Origin of the sequence: Mesorhizobium sp. M0676, assembly GCF_040320535.1 — a bacterium.
Lineage (GTDB): Bacteria > Pseudomonadota > Alphaproteobacteria > Rhizobiales > Rhizobiaceae > Mesorhizobium.
On record NZ_JAMYPU010000028.1, the window covers coordinates 55,621 to 77,623 of the forward strand.

The 22,003-nt window shown below is 58.6% G+C and carries 16 protein-coding genes and 2 pseudogenes; 14 read left to right on the forward strand and 4 right to left on the reverse strand.

Going from position 1 to position 22,003, the window contains the following annotated elements; genetic code table 11:
- Nucleotides 1-55 precede the first annotated feature (55 nt).
- Nucleotides 56-1,924: an ABC transporter ATP-binding protein gene (locus NKI35_RS25320; RefSeq protein WP_352741735.1), complete on the forward strand. Its 1,869-nt coding sequence runs from the start codon at nt 56-58 to the stop codon at nt 1,922-1,924.
- Nucleotides 1,924-3,816 (forward strand): ABC transporter ATP-binding protein, encoded by a 1,893-nt coding sequence (locus NKI35_RS25325; protein ID WP_352741736.1) that lies wholly within the window; start codon nt 1,924-1,926, stop codon nt 3,814-3,816. Before NKI35_RS25320 ends, NKI35_RS25325 begins: the two co-directional genes overlap by 1 nt.
- 605 nt (nt 3,817-4,421) lie before the next feature.
- On the opposite strand, the gene NKI35_RS25330 is transcribed toward NKI35_RS25325, so the two are convergent.
- The 3 genes from NKI35_RS25330 to nifA all read right to left on the reverse strand — a co-directional run bounded on the left by NKI35_RS25330 (nt 4,422) and on the right by nifA (nt 8,690).
- Nucleotides 4,422-5,462: an LLM class flavin-dependent oxidoreductase gene (locus NKI35_RS25330; protein WP_031198794.1), complete on the reverse strand. Its 1,041-nt coding sequence runs from the start codon at nt 5,460-5,462 to the stop codon at nt 4,422-4,424.
- An 89-nt stretch (nt 5,463-5,551) separates the two neighbouring features.
- Entirely contained in the window at nt 5,552-6,691 is a 1,140-nt protein-coding gene (hisC, locus tag NKI35_RS25335) for a histidinol-phosphate transaminase (protein ID WP_023807980.1), read from the reverse strand.
- A 235-nt stretch (nt 6,692-6,926) separates the two neighbouring features.
- Nucleotides 6,927-8,690: a nif-specific transcriptional activator NifA gene (gene nifA, locus NKI35_RS25340; RefSeq protein ID WP_081725571.1), complete on the reverse strand. Its 1,764-nt coding sequence runs from the start codon at nt 8,688-8,690 to the stop codon at nt 6,927-6,929.
- Between the two features lie 1,155 nt (nt 8,691-9,845).
- Between nifA and NKI35_RS25345 the strand changes: the two genes are divergently transcribed.
- The gene (locus NKI35_RS25345) at nt 9,846-11,174 is read left to right on the forward strand and encodes a dicarboxylate/amino acid:cation symporter (RefSeq protein ID WP_023706359.1); all 1,329 of its coding nucleotides are present in this window, start codon (nt 9,846-9,848) and stop codon (nt 11,172-11,174) included.
- A gap of 304 nt (nt 11,175-11,478) precedes the next feature.
- A complete protein-coding gene (locus NKI35_RS25350) occupies nt 11,479-12,510 on the forward strand; it encodes a LacI family DNA-binding transcriptional regulator (RefSeq protein ID WP_023672231.1) in 1,032 nt (343 codons plus the stop codon).
- 732 nt (nt 12,511-13,242) lie between these two features.
- Here NKI35_RS25350 and NKI35_RS25355 read toward each other — a convergent pair.
- Nucleotides 13,243-14,268 (reverse strand): LysR family transcriptional regulator, encoded by a 1,026-nt coding sequence (locus NKI35_RS25355; RefSeq protein WP_023807977.1) that lies wholly within the window; start codon nt 14,266-14,268, stop codon nt 13,243-13,245.
- 237 nt (nt 14,269-14,505) lie between these two features.
- On the opposite strand from NKI35_RS25355, the gene NKI35_RS25360 reads away from it, so the two are divergent.
- The 10 genes and pseudogenes from NKI35_RS25360 to NKI35_RS25405 all read left to right on the forward strand — a co-directional run.
- A complete protein-coding gene (locus NKI35_RS25360) occupies nt 14,506-15,099 on the forward strand; it encodes a NodA family N-acyltransferase (RefSeq protein WP_023694280.1) in 594 nt (197 codons plus the stop codon).
- Nucleotides 15,096-15,755, forward strand: coding sequence for a chitooligosaccharide deacetylase NodB (gene nodB, locus NKI35_RS25365; RefSeq protein WP_023806351.1), 660 nt, complete (start codon nt 15,096-15,098; stop codon nt 15,753-15,755). The genes NKI35_RS25360 and nodB overlap by 4 nt, the downstream gene beginning before the upstream one ends.
- Nucleotides 15,756-15,769: 14 nt before the next feature.
- Complete coding sequence (nodC, locus tag NKI35_RS25370; RefSeq protein ID WP_023806352.1) at nt 15,770-17,128, forward strand: chitooligosaccharide synthase NodC; 1,359 nt, start codon at nt 15,770-15,772, stop codon at nt 17,126-17,128.
- Nucleotides 17,129-17,142: 14 nt separating this feature from the next.
- Complete coding sequence (gene nodS, locus NKI35_RS25375) at nt 17,143-17,772, forward strand: nodulation methyltransferase NodS (protein ID WP_031198788.1); 630 nt, start codon at nt 17,143-17,145, stop codon at nt 17,770-17,772.
- A gap of 35 nt (nt 17,773-17,807) precedes the next feature.
- Nucleotides 17,808-18,041 (forward strand): annotated as a pseudogene (locus NKI35_RS25380) (carbamoyltransferase N-terminal domain-containing protein); the annotation flags it as partial.
- Nucleotides 18,042-18,095: 54 nt separating this feature from the next.
- The gene (gene nodI, locus NKI35_RS25385) at nt 18,096-19,007 is read left to right on the forward strand and encodes a nodulation factor ABC transporter ATP-binding protein NodI (protein WP_023706355.1); all 912 of its coding nucleotides are present in this window, start codon (nt 18,096-18,098) and stop codon (nt 19,005-19,007) included.
- A gap of 3 nt (nt 19,008-19,010) precedes the next feature.
- The gene (locus NKI35_RS25390; RefSeq protein WP_023687364.1) at nt 19,011-19,799 is read left to right on the forward strand and encodes an ABC transporter permease; all 789 of its coding nucleotides are present in this window, start codon (nt 19,011-19,013) and stop codon (nt 19,797-19,799) included.
- Nucleotides 19,800-19,863: 64 nt separating this feature from the next.
- A complete protein-coding gene (locus tag NKI35_RS25395; protein WP_023806356.1) occupies nt 19,864-20,838 on the forward strand; it encodes a LysR family transcriptional regulator in 975 nt (324 codons plus the stop codon).
- A gap of 8 nt (nt 20,839-20,846) precedes the next feature.
- Nucleotides 20,847-21,106 (forward strand): annotated as a pseudogene (locus NKI35_RS25400) (hypothetical protein); the annotation flags it as partial.
- A gap of 157 nt (nt 21,107-21,263) precedes the next feature.
- On the forward strand, nt 21,264-22,003 hold a 740-nt coding region (locus NKI35_RS25405), incomplete at its 3' end, for a calcium-binding protein (RefSeq protein ID WP_352741737.1).

Below are 22,003 nucleotides of genomic sequence, written 5' to 3' on the forward strand. Positions count from 1 at the left end.
ATGATGTCTGCTTCGGCTTTCCTCGAAGGCACAAAATGCAGTCGGGAATACACCCGTGAACAGTGATGCTGTCAGCAGCGCAACGAACGCACTGAATTCGTTGACCCATGTTGAAGCGGCGCGCTGGGGCCGGGATTTGAGTACGCTGTTGCGCATCACGCGTATGAATCTGCGCCATCCGTGGCAGGTTGCCCTCGCTATGGGCTCGACGATCATGGCGGCAATCCTCCAGTTGCTCATTCCCCAGCTTCTCGGCCGGGCTGTCGACCAGACTCAGACAGCTATCGGGGGCGGTGTCGCGGGGGCCGCGGCAGGACAAGCGCTCTGGGCCCCGGCTCTCCTGCTGCTCGCCGTCAGCGCGCTACGCGGCGTTTTCACGATGGCGCAGAACTATTTTGCCGAAGCCGTCGGGCATCATGTCGCGTACGAATTGCGGCTCGCCTACTACGACAAGATCCAGCGTCTCAGCTTTTCCTTTCACGACCGGGTCCATTCAGGCGATCTGATAACCGCCGGAATGCTCGATCTCGAAGGCGTGCGGATGTATTTTTCCACCGGGCTCATGCGGGTGCTCCTGCTGACCATGCTGATCGGGATTGGCGCTTACATGATGATCTCGACCGATCCCATGCTCGGCTTGGCCGCGCTCAGCTTCGTGCCTTTTGTCGCTTGGCGCTCATCGACCACACAGCTCAGGCTGCGCGCCACCTGGCTCGACCTCTATGAGCGCCTTTCGGTACTAAGCCGCGTGATGAAGGAAAATCTCGCAGGTATCCGTGTGGTCCGCGCTTTTGCGGCTCAATCCTATGAGATGCTGAAGTTCGACGGCGCTTCCAAGAACGCGCTCGACCTCGCCAACGATCTCGTTGACATCTACGTACCAAACACGTCGGCGATGACCTTGTCCTACTTTTTCGCAATGGGATTGGTGCTTGGGATCGGTGGCAACAAGCTCGTCGCTGGCGAGATCAGCGTCGGAACCATGGCGACCTTCCTGACCTTCATGACCATGCTGCAAATGCCAGTCCGCCAGATCGGTCTCATGGTCAATGCGTTTGCCCGCGCTTCTAGCTGCGGTTCGCGGCTTTTCGGTCTCCTCGATCAGGAGATCACAATCAGGGATGCTCTCGAGGCCAGACCGCTTGAGATAAGTGACGGCACTCTGCGCTTCCACAATGTCTCATTTGCCTACCCCAACGCCGAAAACCGCGCCATTCTGAAGAACCTCAGCTTTGAGGCCCGGAGAGGCGAGACGATCGCGATCGTCGGTCCGCCGGGTTCCGGCAAATCGACGATGGCTCATCTGGTCCCCCGCTTTTACGACGTGACTGGTGGCGCCATCACGTTGGACGGCCAGGACATACGCAATGTCACCCTCGAGAGCCTTCGCAAGGCGGTCGCGGTTGTACAGCAGGATGCGTTCCTATTCACCACAACGATCGAGAACAACATCGCTTATGGCGATCCCTGGGCGAAGAGACAGCGAATTGAACGCGCTGGAGAATTCGCCCAGCTCCACGACTACATCCTCGGGCTCCCGGCAGGGTATGAGACGGTCGTGGGCGAACGCGGCGTTTCTCTCTCTGGCGGCCAGCGCCAGCGTCTGACGATTGCTCGCACCATGATGCTGCGCCCCTCCGTCATCATTTTCGACGACTCGATGGCCGCGATCGATGCCGGCACCGAGCTGCGCATTCGCGCGGCGATGCGGCGCTTCGCAAAGGATCGGGTGACGATCATCATCGCGCACCGGCTGAGTGCGCTTAAGCATGCCGATCAAATCCTTTTTGTCGATAAAGGCGAAATCGTAGAACGCGGCACGCATGAAGAGCTTCTGGCGAAGCGGGGACGCTACAGGGCCCTTTACGATCTCCAGACGCGCCCGGGTGATAGCATTATTAGCCAGGATGGGGGCGCCCGCTGATGGACCAGGGCCGCGGCGAACTCGAAGCCGAACGTGACGACGGGAGACGCCCTCCGCGCGCGGTCGTCGGCTCGCACCGGATCGAGGAGGAGATGTTCGGCCGGGCTTTCGACAAGAGCATCCTCCGTCGCATCTGGGGCTTCGTCCATCCCTACCGGGCAAAGGTAGTTGTCACGATTGTCGCGATGCTGATCTTCACCGGGACGCAGCTTCTCATCCCCTTGATCATCCGCTACGCGATCGACCTCGGCATGAACCCGGCAAGGCCCGATCGCTCAGCCCAGCTTGCGGCCGTCGGCGCGTTCCTTTCGGCGATTTTGGTCAATTTCGCCGCCGGCTACATGCAGGAAGCCTTGGATGGGAAAATGGCCGAAACTGTCCTGTTCGACATCCGCCGCGCCATGTTTGGCCATCTGCAAAAGGTTTCGCTCTCTTTCATGGACAAGACCGAGGTCGGACGCCTGATGTCGCGCCTGCAAGGCGACGTTAACTCCATACAGGAGTTCCTGGAAACTTCGGTATATTCCCTAGGCGATGTTGCGCTTCTCTTCGGCATCGTTTTCGTAATGCTGTGGCTCGACTTTCGCCTCGGCCTCCTGACGCTATCGGTTCTGCCGATCCTGGTGATCGTCCGCATTGTCTGGTTGCCGCGTGCCCGCGACGCCTTCATGGCTGCACACGAAACCAATTCCGTCGTCAATGGCGCGCTGGCCGAAGCCATTCACGGCGTGCGGACCATACAGTCAATGGACCGCCAGCAGGTGAATTTCAGTCTTTTTGACGATCGGGCCCATGCCAACCTCAGGACCCACCTGATCGCTGCCAGATATGCACTGGTCATGGTGCCCATCGTCGATGGCATCACCGGCCTCGCCTTGGCCGCCGTTATTGTGGTCGGCGGCTCGATGGTCATGAATAGCCGTATAGATGTGGGCGTGTTGGTAGCCTACCTATTTTACATCCAGCGCTTCTTTGACCCGATCCGCTCACTCACCCTGCAATATTCGGTCATGCAGCGCGCCATGGCCTCAGGCAAGCGCCTGACCGATGTGCTCGACGTCAAGATCGATGTTAAGGACAAACCCAATGCCGAGGTGCTTTCGCCCGAAATGGACGGCTCGGTCGAGTTTAGGGACGTCACCTTCGGCTACGATCCGAACCGTTCGGTTCTGAAAAATGTCTCGTTCAAGGTCAATCCGGGCGAGACGGTCGCAATAGTCGGACCGAGCGGTTCTGGCAAATCGAGTTCGATGGCCCTGGTCCACCGCTTCTATGATGTTCAGCAGGGTCAGGTGCTGGTCGGCGGACATGATGTACGCGACCTCACCCAGGAATCGCTCGGCCGCCAGGTCGCCATGGTGCTGCAGGAGCCATTCCTGTTCACCGGGACGGTCTTCGAGAACATTCGATACCAGAAGACGGAAGCCACGCGCGACAAGGTGATCGAGGCGGCCAAGGCCGTCGGCGCGCATGACTTCGTCATGAGCCTCGCCGACGGGTATGAGACCCAACTTGGCGAACGCGGCGACAACTTATCTCTCGGCCAGCGCCAGCTTATCAGTTTCGCCCGCGCCCTCGTCGCTGACGCCAAGATCCTCGTGCTCGACGAAGCTACCGCCAACATCGACAGCCACACGGAATTGCAGATTCAGAAGGCTCTGATCAAGCTGCTTGAAGGGCGGACTGGCCTCGTCATCGCCCACCGTCTCGCCACGGTCCGGGGGGCCGACCGCATCATCGTGCTTCAGAATGGCCAAGTTGTTGCGACTGGCAACCACGATGAGCTAATAGCCATGGGCGGCCTGTATTCCAAACTCTACTATCTCAACTACGCCTCCTTCGACGACCTTCCCGAACACGATACCACCGTCCAAGCTGGCTCTCAGACCTGACATCTTGGCGGCCTTGTGGTAGTGGCGTTGGCTTTCGGGCGTGTCGGCAGACCACTCAGGCCACCGCGTCCGGCCAGCAGCCAGCATTCAAGAACGAGCACTCCTCGCAGTTCGTGAAGACCGGCTGCGAACGATTTCCTCCAGCATCGTATCCGACCGCGGTGCACCACCATCATCGGGCGAGCTCGCTCGAGGTGTTGGCTGGGCGTCGCAAAGCCGCTCGCGAGCGCGCCCTCAATAGCGCCGTAGCGAGTGACGGCTTTGCTACCGACGGGCCGCTGATGAAGCTGGATTAGTGGGCGCCGCACCGACGCCGCCCCGGGCGAGAAGAACCTCCTGCGGCTGGCTATGGGCAACGACTAGCGCCAGCGCGACGAGCAGGCGCGTGCCGGCATCGCGACGCGCTCGGCTACCCTCTCCTTAGGATCGTGCATGTTCACACGATGGCCCAGACGCCAGCCAACGCACAAAGCTGGTATTCTGTGCCGCCTGCTCGTCGTCAGTTTGGCCTCCTCCCGATTGCCCGCCCCACCACGTGCACGCTCGAGCACGTGGGTGTGAGGAGCGCTGCACAAGGATGTAACCTCAGGCCGCGAATTTCATGGTCAGCCAAGTCGAGCCATGATTTCGGACTGAATGGTCGTCGCGGTGTAAAGGGAAGCATCTAGCGGCAGATTTCCAAATGCCATTTGACAAAGCAGGTAGTTGGCACCTGCCTCTTCCAACTGATCTAGCAGAGCTTTTCGCACAGACTCTGCTGATCCTACCACGCACAATTCACTCTCGACTGCCGCATCGAAGGTCAGCGGCAAGTTTGGTGGAGTGGGGATAGCGTTAAGCTCGTAAAGGAATTGGAAGCTCTTGAGCCAGCGTGCGTAAGCAGGTGCCGCGAGCGAATAGGCATGTGTGTCACAACGCCCAATCACGACCATGCGGAGCAATCCGACAAATCTCCCTTGATCCCCCCCGCCTGCGTTGTCCTCTCGATAGGCGCGGAACGCATCAGTAGTTTTGCGAACAGAAGAGGAAGGTCCTACACACGCGATATTTGTTCCATTCGCAGCGGCCCAAGCTGCGGACTCGGGTCGATTGGCAGCGACCCATGTGGGCGGATGTGGACGCTGATGAGGTCTTAGCGTCAAAGGAACGTCATTGAGATCAAAATGGCGGCCTTGATAGCATAGCGTGCCGACCTCCCTCGAATTAACAAGTATTTCCATAAGAATTTCGCTGGCTTCGGCATAACGGCCCGGCACCGCGTCCGCACCAATCCCGAAGTAGCCCAATTCGGTCGGGAGAGCACCGCGCCCTATGCCCAGTTCGAGCCTGCCACCGCTCAACTGGTCCAGCATACAGATCTCTTCGAACGCACGCAGCGGATGATAAAGCGCAAGCAGCATCACCAAGGGTCCGAGACGCAAGCGCCGGGTGCGCTGGGCGACGCTCGATAAGAACAGATTCGGCGATGGACCTCTCCCATGGGGAGTACAGTGGTGTTCTGCGAGATGATAGGCATAGAACCCTAGCTGATCGCACGCCTCTGCTAATATGAGGCGATCTTCGTACTGCCGGCCTATATCGCGGCCATCCTCATCCAAATGATCGAAGATGCCGAAAGCCAGGTTTGAAGGAAAGACGTTTGTCACTCTTTAAGTCCCCGAATTTAAAAGAAGGCTGTTTTCTTGCTGGGATCACCAAGCAAGTCGGAAGAGATGTGTTTGATCGCCGATTAGCGTCAGCGTAACGAAGAAGCAGAGCCTGACGCTTCCCTGCCCCTGGAGCTTGGCACCGTTAAGCTTCCAGCAATGTCGCCAGCGGCAGCAAGAAATTCATCCATCTGCTCTTTTGTGCCGATGCTGACGCGGATACAGTGTTCCAAGCCTTTGTCCGGAAAAAACGCGACAAGTATCTTTTGCCTCTCCAATGCTGCTTGCCACCATGAGCCGTCCTGTCCCGCGGGCACACGGGCCAGCAAGAAATTTGCGCGGGAGGGTGTTACGGAAAATCCGAGTTGCGATAGTGCAACTGTCACTCGCTCTCGTTCATCCTTGATGTGCTTGTGGTTGTCTGCGTAGGCGCTGCGATGCGCAAGCACGCTGATACCAACGGCATGCCCGATCACGTTCATGTTGAAGACGTTCTGGATGTTTCGCAGCCTTCCAATAATTTCAGGGTGACCGAAACCGAAACCGACGCGAATGCCAGCGGCGGCATAGCTTTTCGAGAATGACCTCAAGATCAGAAGGTTCGAATACCGGCTGATGAGGCGCAGTCCGTGATCGGGTGCAAAGTCGACGTAGGCCTCATCGAGGACAATCAAGCGGTCCGATTGTGCTACGAGGCATTCGATATCGCTTATCGGGAGGAATGTTCCGGTCGGATTGTTTGGATTGGCCAACATAATAAACTTGGCATCTTTTGCCGCACCGGAAAGCAATTGCTCCATTGGCAGGGAATGAGCTTGACATCCGATTTCGAGGAACTCAGCGCCCTGAAGCATGGCAAGTTTGCGGTTGAACGAAAACCCTGGCGACATCATCGCAACCTTGTCGCCGGGTGCGAGGAAAGCTCTGTAGATCAGTCCGAGCAGTTCAGACGACCCGTTGCCAGCGATGACCTGATCCCTGGAAACGCCATAGGTGCTGGACGCTGCTTCCCTCAATCTGAAGTTATCGTCATCCGGATATAGATACTGGCGCTTGAGGGCCGCCACTGCACTTTGCATTATGATTGGCGGCAACGGAAACGGGTTCTCATTCGTATTCAGCTTGATAAAATTTGCGTCCGGCGCTGGTCCGTTGGACGGCAGAGCATCCAACTGTCGTGTCACTTGCGAAAGAGCCGAAAGCACAGTTTGCAGTTTTGCGTCGGACATATTTAACTCCGTTTCAGTCACACAGGGGGCATCCGTATGAGCTCGCAACGAGAGCAACATGGCGGACGGGATTGACGGTGGCAGGGTTGCCTTTCACACAATGGTCGCAGCGCCGGCTGAGATGGGAATTCAGCCAGGCTGTCCTCGGTCGAATCGAGTTGACGCGGACGCGGATCTGCATCGCTGCGCGGCGCCAAGGCGCTAAGCGGCTCAGCTCATGCCCAGGGTCATGCTTTCAAAGACGCTTGATCTCGACGCCGTATTTCCTCAGCACGTAGCCAATCTGGCGCGGGGTCAGCCCAAGCAAGCGCGCTGCCTTTGCCTGCACCCAGCCACATCTTTCCATGGCAGCAATGACGCGCTCTATATCGGGCGTCCTCGCGCCAATTGGGTGGGTTGCGCCGGCAAGCGGGTTAGTCGCGGCCGAACTGGCGGCCTCGTCTGGGGGCGTGGCCAAATTCGCTGACTCCGGCAGGATCGGCGGTGGTTGCAGCGCGGCCTTGCCCGATCTGCACTTCCACAGCGCCTCGGCAAAGCATTGGCCTTGGGAGCAGGCAAAGTCGTTTCTCCCGATTGACAGTCCCTCGGCCAGGATCGCTGTCCGGTGCACGCAATTTTCAAGCTCGCGAATGTTGCCGGGAAACTCACATTTCATCAGCACTTCAATCGCACGCGGATCGAAGGTGAGCGTACAGCCGTTCTCGTCGTTGAACTTCTTGAGAAACTCAGCTGCGAGGAGCGGAATATCGCTGCGCCTTTGGCGCAATGCTGGTACCAGCAAGGGAACCACGTTGATGCGGTAGTATAGGTCGGCGCGGAACTCATTCCTTGCAACCGCCTCTTCCAGGTTCCTGTTCGTGGCGGCAATCACGCGAACATCGACCTTGATGGTCTGATTGCTGCCGACGCGCTCAAACTCCTGCTCCTGCAGCACGCGCAGTAGCTTTGCCTGGAACGAGGCCGAGATCTCGCCAATCTCGTCCAGAAACAACGTCCCCTTGTCAGCGAGCTCAAAGCGCCCCTTGCGGGAATTGAATGCGCTTGTGAAGGCACCCTTCTCATGACCGAACAATTCGGATTCCAGGACTGTCTCTGGGAGCGCTGCACAATTGAGTTTAACGAAGGGCCGCTTGGCGCGCGGCGACAACTCGTGAATTGCCTTGGCAGCCAGCTCCTTCCCGGTACCGGACTCACCTCGCAGCAGAACTGTGGTTTTTGCCTTGGCTACGACCGCGATCTTCTCCAGCAGGGCGCTTATCGCCGGACTGTCACCAATCATCCCCTCGACGTGGACCTTTTTGCGCCGGGGTGCAGGGTGCTTAACATCAGAAAATTTCGTTTGCAGCCGATGTTCCAGCTCCGGCGTTCGCTCGCGGTCGGCCGCGGAGAAGCGATGCAACTTGACTGTCTGTCCCACCATGTTGGCAATCATGGTAAGCAGCCGGACATCATCGTCGAGCCGATAGCTTGACCTGCTTTCCAAAACCCGGTCCAAAGTCAGCGCGCCTATGGCGTTCCCATCAACACGAATGGGAACGCCGATGAACGACACGGTGTCGGAGGCCCCAAGCACCTCGATATCAGCGGCAGTGAAGGTCGGATGCATCGCTATGTCCTCGGCGAGGAGCGGCGTGTCGGTCGTCACAATCTGGTCGATGGCGTTGCGCGGCAGGCGCGACCGGGAGGGCTCATTGCCGTTCGTGCCGCAGCCGCTGGCCACTGTGATGTCCAGTCCGCCCTCGGCATCGCAGAGAGCGATGATGCCGTGCCGCATCTGCACAAACGAGTGCAGGAGATCGACTACCTTGGCCAACTTGAGTTCGAGCCGGGCGGCATCGGCGAGTACTTTCGATATTTCGAAGATGCCGGTTAGCGCGCGCTCGTGCAATGCCACACTCGCAGGATTCGTGTCGGACTTTGGACAACGCTTTATCGCATTCGGCAGCGATATGCCGCAGTCGCGGGCATTCTGTTCTGACTTGCTAATGTTGTGGTGCATGTGATCCTCGATCTCGCGCCATCAAATCTAGGCTGGCGGCATGTGCGCCCGCGACATCGCGGGCACGCGCGAAAATGCTCCGACGTGAACTCGTGCCGCCGCCGTGTGGTCGAGTGCAAAGCGGGTCTAGCCCTGACGCATCCCTTGGCTACTCCCTCCACGAGGCTTGGCCATGTTATTGGCTTGCCCCGGGCAAACACACGTTGTTTTCAAAAGACTGGAGCGAGGCGGCATAGTCAATCGAGCTTTCTTTCATCTGTGAAAGGAAACCTCGCGGCCTATGATAGGATTCATCAGTTCTATCTTTGCGTTGAAGCAGAAATACCTGGGCCGGCCATGCCTTGCCCGAGCCGCTGACCGCGCGGAGTGTAAATGCGGGGCCGTGCCATTCACCAGCGCCCGCGAAGGAGGGGCGGGAGCGATAATAACAGCCAACGGCACTGGTCGGTCGCGGCAACCGCCATCTTTCTCGAGTTGATCAGGCGGCGGCGATGTCGCGTGTGAAGGCGCGAAGCTGGCATCGAGTACGACTTCGTAGGCGGTGCCCGCAACTTCTGAATCGCATCGTCTTGGTCAGCACCATCACCAGCCTGGGGCCGAAATCGGCACACTCAATGAGCGTATCGAAAAGTCTGAACAGATTACGATGCGACCGCTTGGAAACGGCTGCCCCTGCTGCGGGCGTTGATTTGCAAAATTGGTCGTCCAAAAGGCCGTCCGAATATCTGATTGCAGTGGCTGGATGGTCGTAGGCTGTCTAGAAACGAGCGCTTCCGAACAGGGGTAAGTTAGCCTGTCATCTGGACGGCCTTGAACAGGCGACCTATTGGTACGCGCTGGCGCCAACGATGGGGCCCGGTCCAAAGCCGGCTAATGAGGAACCCACCACGCTTTTTGCAGCAAAGCCGCTAGCCAGAGGGATCGACCCGCAAGCACTCTGCCAGAGACCATCAAGGGCGTTCGGACCGCGGCCTTGCCCGCTGGTCTGACACCGCATTCCTCCATCATTGGCGAGCCCACGTCAGTTCAGGTGATGCGGATTCATCTGGCATGGGTATTGCGGCGGCGTTGGTGCAGCGTTCGACCGGAGCGCCGCGATAGGGAGAAGCCCGGGAGAAGTCACGCCACCTCGATCCGGTCAGGGAGAGAGAAACAGTGTCAGCTGCACAAGTCCGCGGCGCGAGTCCCGCGCCCCGCAAACCCTTCTACACCAAGCTCTACGCCCAGGTGCTTGCCGCCATCGCGCTCGGCGTCGCAATTGGCTATTTTTATCCGGAGACCGGCGAGAGCCTGAAGCCGCTGGGTGATGCCTTCATCAAGCTGGTCAAGATGATCATCGCGCCTGTCATCTTCCTGACAATTGCGACCGGCATTGCCGGCATGAACGATCTTCATAAGGTCGGCCGGGTCGCCGGCAAGGCAATGGTTTATTTCCTCACCTTCTCAACGCTCGCGCTGATCGTCGGCCTCATCGTCGCCAATGTCGTCCAGCCTGGCGACGGCCTGAACATCGATCCGGCCTCGCTCGATGTCCAGGCCGTGAATACCTATGCCGCAAAAGCCAAAGCGCAGTCGGTCACCGGCTTCCTGATGAACATCATCCCGCCAACGATCGTCGGTGCCTTCGCGGAAGGCGACATCCTGCAGGTGCTGTTCTTCTCGGTTCTGTTCGGCATGGCGCTTGCGATGGCCGGAGAGACGGGCAAGCCTGTCGTTTCCTTCCTCCAGGCGCTCATTGTGCCTGTCTTCAAGCTCGTCGGAATTCTGATGAAGGCCGCGCCGATCGGCGCTTTTGGCGCGATGGCCTTCACCATCGGCAGATATGGCATCGGTTCGGTAGTCAACCTCGCGATGCTGGTCGCGACGTTCTATTTCACCGCCTTCCTCTTCGTGTTCGGGGTTCTCGGCGCAGTCTGCCGCTACAACGGCTTTTCGATTTGTTCTCTCATTCGTTACATCAAGGAAGAGCTGCTGCTTGTCCTCGCAACGTCCTCCTCGGAGGCGGCGCTCCCGTCGCTGATGGAGAAAATGGAGAAGGCGGGCGCCAGGCGTTCGGTTGTGGGTCTCGTCATCCCGGCCGGATATTCGTTCAATCTGGACGGCACGAATATCTACATGACGCTAGCGGCTCTCTTCATCGCACAGGCGACGAACACGGATCTGTCCATCGGCGATCAGGTGCTGCTGCTGCTCGTAGCAATGCTTTCCTCCAAGGGCGCTGCAGGTGTGACAGGTGCGGGCTTCATCACCCTGGCGGCTACGCTCGCGGTAGTTCCGAGTGTTCCCGTTGCTGGGATGGCACTGATACTCGGCATCGACCGATTCATGTCCGAATGCCGGGCGCTGACGAATTGCGTCGGCAACGCAGTGGCATCCCTCGTCGTCGCACGCTGGGAAGGAGAGTTGGACCGAGCACAGATGAAAGCTGCCTTCAGCGGTCATCAGCTTACCGAGGCATCAAACCGGCTACCCTCCTGCAAGTAAGGTGGGCGGCCCACGACCTGTCAAGTCGCTTAGCTGGTCACATAACTGAACGACCGACCCGCAGCCTCTAAACGGCTCCTCACGGACCATGTATCAGAAGCGCTAAATGTGTGAGTGCAAATCGTCACCGCCCTTTAAGCGAATGAGCCTTTCAGTATACCCGGCCGGTTTACGTCTGCAATGATGTTCGTCCAACACGCTGTGCCCATTCGTATCGGGACGTCTTCACTTTGCCACCCGAAACCGAAACGCGCTAGGCGGACAGAGAGCCGGCCCGCGTCAAAAACCAATCAGAATAGGACCTATGACCAAGCGCCCCACGATTGCCGATCTCGCCCGCGAAGCCCGAGTCAGCGTAGCAACGATCGATCGGGTTCTGAACGCCCGCCATCCGGTGCGCGAGGAGACCGCGCGGCGGGTCCACGACGCCGCCCAGGCGATCGGCTATCATGCTGCCGGGCTAATCAAGCAGCGGTTGCGGCGAGACCTACCGCACTACCGTCTGGGCTTCATCTTGAGAAAACCGGCCCAGCATTTCTACCAAGATTTTGCGCGCGAGGTCGAAGCATCGGTCAATTTGGCCCAGTCCTTCCACGGCATTCCGCTCGTCGAATTCGCCCCGTCACATATGCCGAGCGACCTGATCGCGCCGCTCAAGGAGTTGGGCGCACGCTGCCATGCAATCGCGATGGTGGCACCGGACCACCCGAAAATCACAGCAGCGGTTGAGGACCTCAAGGCCAAGGGCATTCCGGTTTTCTCGCTGCTTTCCGACTTCGCCGCCGGCGTGCGACAGGGGTATATCGGCCTCAACAACCGCAAGGTGGGGCGCACGGCCGCTTGGATGGTGTCCAAGGTCGCAAAACGGCCCGGCAAAGTGGCGGTGTTTGTCGGCAGCCACCGTTTCCAGGGGCACGAGCTCCGTGACGTCGGCTTTCGCTCCTATTGCCGTGAGAACGCGCCCACGTTCGAGGTGCTGGATCCGGTCATGAACCTCGAGAAACGGCAGATCACCTACGAGGCAACGCTTGATCTCATGCAGCGGGAGCCCGAGCTCGTCGGCTTCTATGTCGCCGGCGGCGGCATGGAGGGCGCCATCTCCGCGCTCCGAGAAGAGGGCAAAAGTCGGGATCTCGTCGCGATCGTGAATGAAATCACACCTGAGTCTCGGGCAGCGCTCGCAGATAACATCGTCACGATGGCGGTCGCCACGCCAATGCGCCGGCTTTGCCAGGAGCTGATAACGCTGATGACACGGGCTATCGAGACCGGCACCGCTGAAACACCCGGCCAGACATTTCTGCCGTTCGACATCCATCTGCCGGAAAATATATGAAGGAGTCTATCCTAAGCGGGAGTTTCCTTTCATAACGAGAGAAAGTTGAATGATGGTCCCTCCACACGGGTGGGCGCACCCCCGGGCCTTAGCCGCGGCCCAGGACGAAGAGCCAATTGGGTATCGGCGGCGCCTTAAGGCGGAAGCGCGAGGTAGATTGCCTAGATCCGCAGCGTCAACCTCCACCGGCTTTACTGCCAACATGCCCGACGTTCTCGTGAAGGGGGTGTGGTCAATGATCCCGCACGGCAATAGCCGAGCGAGGCCAGCACAGTCCATTTGGGGGTCGACCTCGTCGACCGCCATCTCCTCGCCTGGCTGCACGTGAAAAGCCGCGGCACAGCGGCAAGGCAGGAATTTAACCGGGCTAACCATCTTCTGGGACTTCGCACGCAAATCGAGGCGGCAGTCAATTCAGTAGCAGCCCGGGCGTGTGTTCTGCTCGTTCGGGCCCCTCGCACTTAGCAAGGAACTGCGCCGCTCTGCCGGGCCAAAGGCCCGACGCCCGAAGGGCAACCGCTCCGACGCGATCGCGTCCGCCTCCAGAAGCCGCCATCGAAAGAATGCTCGCGTCGTCACCACCTACGGCCAAGGCGGGCAATCAAGGCAGCTGGCATCACTCTGCCACACATCCTCGACGAGCAACTCGCCTGAGATCAGCCCCAGAACGTAGGCAACACGCGCCGCGCCGGCGCTTGTCGAGATGCTGATCGGCCCGTCTACAGGGGGCGATTAGGTGGGGCTTAACATCTTCCGGGACTTCGCACGCGATTTCGAGGTGGCAGTCGGTACCAAGAAACGAAAGGTCGGATCGGCGTGCCCGAGACGCTCAATGATTTCAGGCAAAGGCGCCAGGCGAGATGCCTCCTGCAACATCATTTCCCGCATCCACATGCTTGCCGGATCACTATTGTGAAGCTCAGGCCATTGGACGGCTTCCGTGAATGCAGGAGGAGGAAGTGGCGGCGGAAGTTGGACAATCCGCAGGGGTGTTGCTTTTGCGAAATGCTGCGCCAGCCGTAAGGGCATGGTCCCGATGCGGTTGGTGCCTGACAGGACGGGCGGGATCAGGCTAAAGCCCTGTACGACAACTTCGATACGTCTCTCGAAACCGTGCTCGAGCAAATACCATTCCTCCATGGTGGGCTGCCGGGTGTGCCTGAATTTGAGCACAACATGTCCCATGCACAAGTATCGCTCGAATGTAAGTGGCTCCGACAGCTGCTTGTTCGTGCCGCAGCCTACGCCTACGAGCTTATCTTCGAACAGGGCTGCGCGAGGATGTTTCGACATGAACACTTCCGGCATGATCAGAAAATCAACGTCGCCGCGCCGGAGAAGCTCCTCGGGGTCGTCGCAAATAGGCAGACATTCAAAGCGAACGGCGGGAGCTTCCTGCGCAGCGCGCTCTACTATCTTCCTAAAAAATACGAGCGTGATGTAATCGGAAAGCATGATTCGGAAGAGACGATCCGATTGGGCCGGGTTGAAGGCGTCGGGGGAAATAATCGATAGCTGGATGTGCAGCAATGCGTCCCGGACTGCTGGGGCGAGCCCGTCGGCGCGCGGCGTCAAAATGAGCTCGCGGCCGTTCATCGTAAATAGCTCATCGTTAAAATAGGCGCGTAGCCGAGCAACGGCGGCGCTCATGGCCGGCTGGCTCAGGTTGATACTGCGAGCCGCGGCAGTGACTTTACGCTCCCTCATCAGAGCGTCCAGCACAACGAGGAGATTTAGATCCAGCCCTTTAAAACGCATGTCATGTTCTATCCAACGTGTGGATGCGTATCATTCAAACAATCAATTTTACGAATTTACGAGCCATGCATTAGAGGAACGGAAAGTGAGCGACGTCAAGCTCAAATCGACGACACGGGCCGGAACTCGAGAGAGCGTCTGGCTCACCTTCGCCAACGACAACGGCTGAGTGCAGCCACCAACGCCGCTTTGGTCGAGTAATGCGGCCGCAAAAACCAATATGAAGAGAGGTCCTGAATGCGCCATCAGGTGCAGTGGAAGTTGTGCTGGGAAAACGAGTTGCAGCTCTCCGATCACGTTAAGCTCGCCGAGTTCTTTCGTGATACGTACGGGCCGACTGGGGCGTCCAACGCAGAACCGTTCGAAGGTAGTCGAAGCTGGGCCGGAGCCAGGCCTGAACTCCGCGTAATCGCCTATGATTCAAGCGGTGTAGCGGCTCACATGGGCATACTGCGCCGTTTCATCAAGGTCGACGCGGTCGACCTGTTGGTGGCTGAGCTGGGCCTGTACGGGGTACGTCCGGACCTTGAGGGTCTGGGAATCGCCCATTCAATCCATGTCATGCTTCCAATACTGCAGGAGCTTGGCGTTCCATTCGCTTTCGGAACGGTCAGGGACGCGCTGCGGAATCATGTTGAGAGGTTCGGACGGCGATACAGCCCTATGGCCGTTTTGTCGGGAATTCGCGTGCGCTCCACCCGACCAGAGGCCCGCCTCGACCTGCCGCCCACACGCATCGATGACGCACTCACCATTGTTCTGCCAGTTGGACGGCCGATCAGCGAATGGCCCACGGGCACGATGATAGATCGGAACGGACCAGAGCTATGAGCTGGTCCGATTGCTTGTACGAAGTGCGCCGTGAGTGCTCTGACGGCACCGGCCGTCGAAGCGTTTATCTGACGTTTGACGACGGTCCCAATCCACTTTTCACACCGGAGATTCTCGACGTGCTGGCAGAGCAGCGGGTGCCGGCGACTTTCTTCGTCATCGGCGCCTACGCCTTAGAGCACCCAGATCTAATCCAACGGATGATCGCAGAAGGGCACGAGGTAGGCAACCACACGATGTCTCATCCGGACCTGTACCAATGCGGTTTCGGCGAAGTGCAACGTGAGGTCTTTGAAGCGAACGACGCCATCATGAGAGCGTGCCCGCAGGCCTCGGTCCGCTTTGTTCGCGCGCCCTACGGCGCCTGGAGCGAAGAAGTCTGCACAGCATCACAGATCGCCGGGCTGGCGGCCCTTCATTGGTCCGTCGACCCTCGAGATTGGTCTCGCCCTGGAGTCGAGGCGATTATTGATAGAGTGCTCGCCTCTGTCCGGCCGGGCGCAATTGTACTCTTGCACGACGGATGCCCTCCCGGCGAGTTGAGCCAGGGCGCTCACGCCGGCATGCGCGACCAGACGGTCACGGCGCTGTCCCGGCTGATTCCAGCACTGCGTGAGCGCGGATTTGTAATCCGCTCACTTCCTCAACATCACTGAACAAACGAGATCCCATGACACTTCTTGGTACAACCAGCACTGTGGCCATTTCGCTTTATGCACTGCTCTCGACTGCCTATAAGAGCATGCAAGGGCTTTATGCTATGCCGACAAAGGATTCGTCGGCGTTGGAGGTTCTCGTCGGCTCCGACAAACTGCCCAGCGTGGATGTCATCGTCCCCTGCTTCAACGAGGATCCGCGCACGCTTTCAGAGTGCCTGGCTTCCATTGCAGACCAAGAATACGCCGGAAGACTTCGGGTCTATTTGGTTGATGACGGTTCTGGAAATCGCGAAGCCTTAGGAACTGTCCACGAAGACTACGCGCGCGACCCCAGGTTCGACATCATTTTGCTTCCCGAGAATGTTGGAAAGCGCAAGGCGCAGATCGCCGCGATACGCCGCTCATCAGGGGATCTGGTGCTTAACGTTGATTCAGACACGGTACTCGCACCCGACGTCATTTCCAAGCTTGTACCGAAGATGCGAGATTCAGCGGTCGGCGCAGTCATGGGTCAGTTGACGGCCAGTAACCGAACCGAGAGCTGGCTGACCAGGCTGATAGACATGGAGTACTGGCTGGCTTGCAACGAGGAGCGCGCGGCACAGGCTCGCTTCGGTGCCGTTATGTGCTGTTGCGGCCCATGTGCCATGTACCGCCGGTCTGCGCTCCTTTTGTTACTGGACCAGTACGAGTCGCAATTTTTTCGGGGCAAGCCAAGCGACTTCGGTGAGGATCGCCATCTCACTATCCTGATGCTGAAAGCAGGCTTTCGAACCGAATACGTTCCAAGCGCCATCGCGGCCACAGTCGTTCCGAACAGACTCGGACCGTATCTGCGCCAACAACTCCGTTGGGCACGAAGCACATTCCGGGACACGCTGCTTGGGCTGCGCTTGCTGCCTAGCCTAAATAGCTATCTCACGTTGGACGTGGTCGGACAGAATCTCGGCGCGCTACTCCTCGCCCTATCGGTATTAACGGGCCTCGCACATTTCGCACTGACAGGCACTGTGCCTTGGTGGACAGGACTGATGATTGTGTCCATGACCATGCTCCGATGCAGCGTGGTAGCATTTCGTGCTCGACAATTTCGATTTCTTGGCTTTTCGCTGCACACGTTCATCAACGTCTTTCTCTTGCTTCCGTTGAAGGCCTACGCGCTGTGTACCTTGAGCAATAGCGATTGGCTGTCACGAAGCTCTGCTGTCGCTACATCGAACACTGGGGGAAAACAGGCCCCCACCCAAACTCCGATCACTGGTTCCAGCAGGGCAGAATTCTCGCCCCATTCGGCTCCGCTTCGCAGGCTCAATCTTGCGCGGGATTCTTCGGAATTAGTCCTGTCGGACAACATTTGCGGCGACGAGTGATCGCTACTTACCTGATGGACGAGAGGTGCACGAGTTTGACCCAGAACGCGAATCATCAGTTGCTTGATCGGGAATTGGCCGCAGACGATCCGTGGCGCCTCGACGGCAATCCGTTCGAGCAGAAGCGCCACACGCAAATGCTCCAGCTGGCGCTTGCCCAAGGCTCCATTACAAATGCCCTCGAAGTCGGGTGCGCTGCCGGCGCATTCACGGAAAAACTAGCCCCCTACTGCCAAGGGCTCACCGTCATCGATGTCGTGGCGCAAGCGATTGCTCGAGCACGTCAACGGATAAAGGAGCCGTCGCGCATCAACTGGATAGTCTCCGATGTTCAACAGTTTTCGACCAACGAGTTGTTTGACCTGATCGTTGTGGCGGAGGTCCTCTACTACCTCGGAGACATAGCCGAGATGCGCGCGGCCGTCAAAAACCTGGTGCGGGTGCTTGCGCCAGGCGGGCATCTGATCTTCGGATCGGCAAGGGATGCTAATTGCCGTCGCTGGGGTCACGCCGCTGGTGCTGAGCCGGTCATCGCCATGCTGAACGAAACGTTGATCGAGGTAGAGCGTCTTGAGTGTCGGGGCGAGTCGGTCAACGAAGACTGCTTGCTCGTCCGTTTCCGGAACCCGATTTCCGCTTCCTGATGAATCGAATCTATCGCCGTTAACGTGGAGACACTATGCGCATCTGTGGTACCAAGCTGACCCATGATGGGGCGATCGCCCTGGTCGAGGATGGACGGCTCGTCTTCTGCGTTGACCAGGAAAAGCGGCACAACGATCCGCGTTACCAATCCATCGATAATCTCGACGCAATTGTTGCCGCTTTAGCGGAGCAGCGGCTAGATCCTTGTGATGTCGATCAGTTCGTTATCGACGGCGGGGATGGCGAAGACGAGTCACAGTTTCAGGTCGGCAGGCAACCAAGCAACCGCCAGTTTTGTCGTCCCTCTCGGTAAAATGAACCCATGTCCATGGTAGCGATCGACCTTACTGACGTAAGCAAAACTTATGACAAGCTCGTTGTCGACAGGCTGTCGTTCCGCGTTGCGGCGGGGGAATGCTTCGGGCTCTTGGGACCGAACGGCGCGGGCAAAAGCACGATTGCGCGTATGGTCCTCGGCATGACATCGCCTGATGCCGGGAAGATTACTGTGCTCGGCGCTCCAGTGCCGGCGCGCGCGCGTTTGGCACGTATGCGCATCGGCGTGGTCCCGCAGTTCGACAATCTTGATGCCGCGTTCACTGTACGCGAGAACCTGTTGGTGTTCGGGCGCTACTTCCGGATGAGCAGACGCCAGATCGATGCGGTCATACCATCGCTGCTTGAGTTCGCCCGCCTCGAGAACAAAGCGGATGCGCGCGTCGCCGAACTGTCCGGCGGCATGAAGCGGCGCCTGACGCTCGCGCGTGCGCTGATCAATGACCCGCACTTGCTGGTGATGGACGAGCCGACCACCGGCCTCGATCCGCAGGCCCGCCACCTGATCTGGGATCGGCTGCGATCGCTGCTGGCGCGGGGCAAGACTATTCTTTTGACTACCCATTTCATGGAAGAGGCCGAGCGGCTGTGCGATCGGCTGTGCGTTATGGAGGAGGGGCGCAAGATCGCCGAAGGTCGCCCGTCCGAACTCATTGACGAGCAGATCGGCTGTGACGTGGTCGAGGTCTACGGCGGCAATCCGCATGAACTGGGTGCGCTGATCCGGCCGTACGCACAGCGCATCGAGGTGAGCGGTGAGACGCTTTTTTGCTATGCACCCGATCCGGAGCAGGTGCTGGCGCAGCTACGCGGGCGCACGGGTCTACGCCTTCTGCAGCGTCCCCCCAATCTCGAGGATGTGTTTTTGCGGTTAACCGGGCGCGAGATGGAGGACTGAACAATGGGCGAACGTTATGCGGCGGGCATGCCCGCCAATGCGTGGAATTGGGTCGCGGTTTGGCGCCGCAACTATCTTGGATGGAAGAAAATCGGGCTTGCATCGGTTCTCGGCAACCTCGCCGATCCGATGATCTATCTGTTCGGTCTCGGCTTTGGCATCGGAACAATGATAGGTCCTGTTGAGGGCACTTCGTACATTGCGTTTCTCGCGGCTGGCATGGTTGCCACAAGCGTGATGGCATCGGCGACCGCTGAAACGGTCTACGGGAGTTTCGGCCGCATGGGCGACCAGCGCACCTGGGAAGGAATGCTATGCACTCAGCTGACGCTCGGCGATATCTTACTCGGCGAATTGGCGTGGGCAGCCACGAAGGCCCTCATGGCGGGCACAGCAATCACTATTGTTGCCACCACGCTCGGATACGCATCGTGGCCATCCATCCTCTGCTTGCTGCCAGTCATCGCTCTCAATGGCCTCGCCTTCGCGAGTCTAGCGATGGTCGTCACGGCGCTTGCGCCCAGCTATGAATATTTCATATTTTATAATACGCTTGTTATTACACCCATGCTGTTCCTTTGCGGCGCGATGTTTCCGGTCAACCAATTGCCCGGCGCTTTTCAGTATGCTGCCTCCTTATTGCCGCTCGCACATGCAATCGACCTCATTCGTCCAGCGATGCTTGGCCGTCCGATTGACAAAATGGGCCTGCATATCGGCGCGCTTTGCATATACACGGTTTTGCCCTTCTTCTTTTCGATTGCTCTTTTTCGTCGAAGGCTGATGCGTTGACGCTACTCACCATTCGAATTGGATGTTTGGGCGCAACCCATTCACACGCCGCCTAGATCAAGACATGCGTTTTAAAGGACTCGATCTGAACCTCCTCGTTGTGTTGGACGCTCTGGTCAGGGAACGTAAAGTCACCGCGGCGGCCCGCAGTATTAACCTGAGCCAGCCGGCAATGAGCGCCGCCGTTGCTCGGTTACGCGCCTATTTCAGCGATGAGCTATTTACGATGAGCGGCCGCGAGCTCATTTTGACACCGCGCGCTGAGGGGCTCGCCCCAGCAGTCAGGGAGGCATTGCTGCACATCCAGCTATCGATTATTTCCTGGGACGCCTTCAACCCAGCCCAATCGGATCGTCGCTTCCGGATCATCCTTTCCGATTACATCACGCTCGTATTTTTTAAGAAGATCGTAGAACGTGCTGCGCGGGAAGCTCCCGCCGTCCGCTTTGAATGTCTCCCTATTTCCGACGACCCCGAGGAGCTTCTCCGGCGCGGCGACGTTGATTTTCTGATCATGCCGGAAGTATTCATGTCGAAACATCCTCGCGCAGCCCTGTTCGAAGATAAGCTCGTATGCGTAGGCTGCCGCACGAACAAGCAGCTGTCAGAGCCACTTACATTGGAGCGATACTTATCGATGGGGCAGGTTGTCCTCAAATTCGGGGACACCCGGCAGCTCTCCGTCGAGGAATGGTATCTGCTTGAGCACGGTTTCGAGAGACGTATCGAAGTTGTCGTACACGGCTTTAGCCTGATCCCGCCCGTTGTATCCGGCACCAGCCGCATCGGGACCATGCCCTTACGGCTGGCGCAGCATTTCGCAAAAACAACACCCCTGCGGATTGTCCAACTTCCGCCACCACTTCCTCCCGCATTCACGGAGGCCATCCAATGGCCTGCGCTCCACAATAGTGATCCGGCAAGCTTGTGGATGCGTGAAATGATGTTGCAGGAGGGATCTCGTATGATTCCTCTGCCTAAGAGCACCGGACGTCTCAGTTGTCCGCAAATTGAGAAACTGCTCCCCCCTCGACTATGAGAGGAGGCATGGATGGCGATTGGAATTGGGAGATTCCTGCATTGTCGAGAACGATGTGGAGAGAGCTGATGCTTCAGCCTAAGAGGTAGCAGCGATGCTGCGGCTGCATGAACTTGGCTGGTGGAGCGAACCGATGGGCGAAGGAATTCGGGTGCGCGCGCAACACGGTGCGTCGGTATCTCCGCCACGGCGGGACCGTTCCGTTTGGTAAACCTGTTCGGCCGACCGCGTTGACGGGCTGGACGATTGGCTGCGAGAGCGCTTGTTTCCGGTCCCCGCCGCCTGCGAGCCCGCAACGGCTCGGCGAAGCGAACGAGAGTGCATCCATTTCGTAAATGTGTGCCTATCCAAGCAATCGATTTCTCCAATTGTCCGATGACGAATATGAACGACTCAGGCAGGGACATCATTAGGAGTATTTTTCGATGGCAAACATTATCGAGGGTGGCGCGGGTGCCGAAACACTCATCGGCACCGAGCGTGAAGATTGGATGGAGGGTTTCCAGGGCGGTGACTGGATTGACGGTCGTGGCGGCAACGACGAGATCTCGGGTGGCGCGGGCAGTGACCGAGCCATCGGCGGCGAGGGTAACGACCGCATCTTCGGCGGAGATGGCTGGGACGATCTCTCCGGCGACAACGGCCGCTTCAACGCGCGCGTCTCCGGTGAGGACAATGACAGGCTCAGCGGCGGTCCCGGCCAGGATGTCCTCTACGTGGGTGACGGCCAGGACACGTTGACCGGGGGCACCGACAGTGACACGTTCGTGTTCCAGTTCCACAATCCGGTGCCTGGGGTTGTCGGGTCGACGTCGGACATTACCACTATCACCGATTTCAACCCGGCGGAGGACAAGTTCGCCTTCGATGCGGTAGGCCTCTACAACGACGGTTTTGGCGCGAACTTCGTCAACAACGCCAGCATACAGTCCGGCTACCCGGTGAGCAGCTTCTACAGCGGTGCGGCCTCGGGTGCGAACGGCGAACACGTCGTGGTGATCACTGGCGAATCTTTCAACTCTGCTAATGAGGCGGCGAGTGCGATCTCCGGCGAGCACGCCGGCGACATCATTGTCTACCAAAGCAGCTACGCTGACAGAGTTGCAACTCTGGCCTATGTCACCACCGACGGCAGCGCGCACGAGTTCGCCCACCTGGGCGGTGT

What these genes read in the sequence shown, in the direction of transcription:
- NKI35_RS25325 (WP_352741736.1), top strand. Translation starts at nt 1,924, where the DNA reads ATGGACCAGGGCCGCGGCGAACTCGAAGCCGAACGTGACGACGGGAGA.
- hisC (WP_023807980.1), bottom strand. Translation starts at nt 6,691, where the DNA reads ATGTCCGACGCAAAACTGCAAACTGTGCTTTCGGCTCTTTCGCAAGTG.
- nifA (WP_081725571.1), bottom strand. Translation starts at nt 8,690, where the DNA reads ATGCACCACAACATTAGCAAGTCAGAACAGAATGCCCGCGACTGCGGC.
- NKI35_RS25350 (WP_023672231.1), top strand. Translation starts at nt 11,479, where the DNA reads ATGACCAAGCGCCCCACGATTGCCGATCTCGCCCGCGAAGCCCGAGTC.
- NKI35_RS25355 (WP_023807977.1), bottom strand. Translation starts at nt 14,268, where the DNA reads ATGCGTTTTAAAGGGCTGGATCTAAATCTCCTCGTTGTGCTGGACGCT.
- NKI35_RS25360 (WP_023694280.1), top strand. Translation starts at nt 14,506, where the DNA reads ATGCGCCATCAGGTGCAGTGGAAGTTGTGCTGGGAAAACGAGTTGCAG.
- nodB (WP_023806351.1), top strand. Translation starts at nt 15,096, where the DNA reads ATGAGCTGGTCCGATTGCTTGTACGAAGTGCGCCGTGAGTGCTCTGAC.
- nodC (WP_023806352.1), top strand. Translation starts at nt 15,770, where the DNA reads ATGACACTTCTTGGTACAACCAGCACTGTGGCCATTTCGCTTTATGCA.
- nodS (WP_031198788.1), top strand. Translation starts at nt 17,143, where the DNA reads ATGGACGAGAGGTGCACGAGTTTGACCCAGAACGCGAATCATCAGTTG.
- nodI (WP_023706355.1), top strand. Translation starts at nt 18,096, where the DNA reads ATGTCCATGGTAGCGATCGACCTTACTGACGTAAGCAAAACTTATGAC.
- NKI35_RS25390 (WP_023687364.1), top strand. Translation starts at nt 19,011, where the DNA reads ATGGGCGAACGTTATGCGGCGGGCATGCCCGCCAATGCGTGGAATTGG.
- NKI35_RS25395 (WP_023806356.1), top strand. Translation starts at nt 19,864, where the DNA reads ATGCGTTTTAAAGGACTCGATCTGAACCTCCTCGTTGTGTTGGACGCT.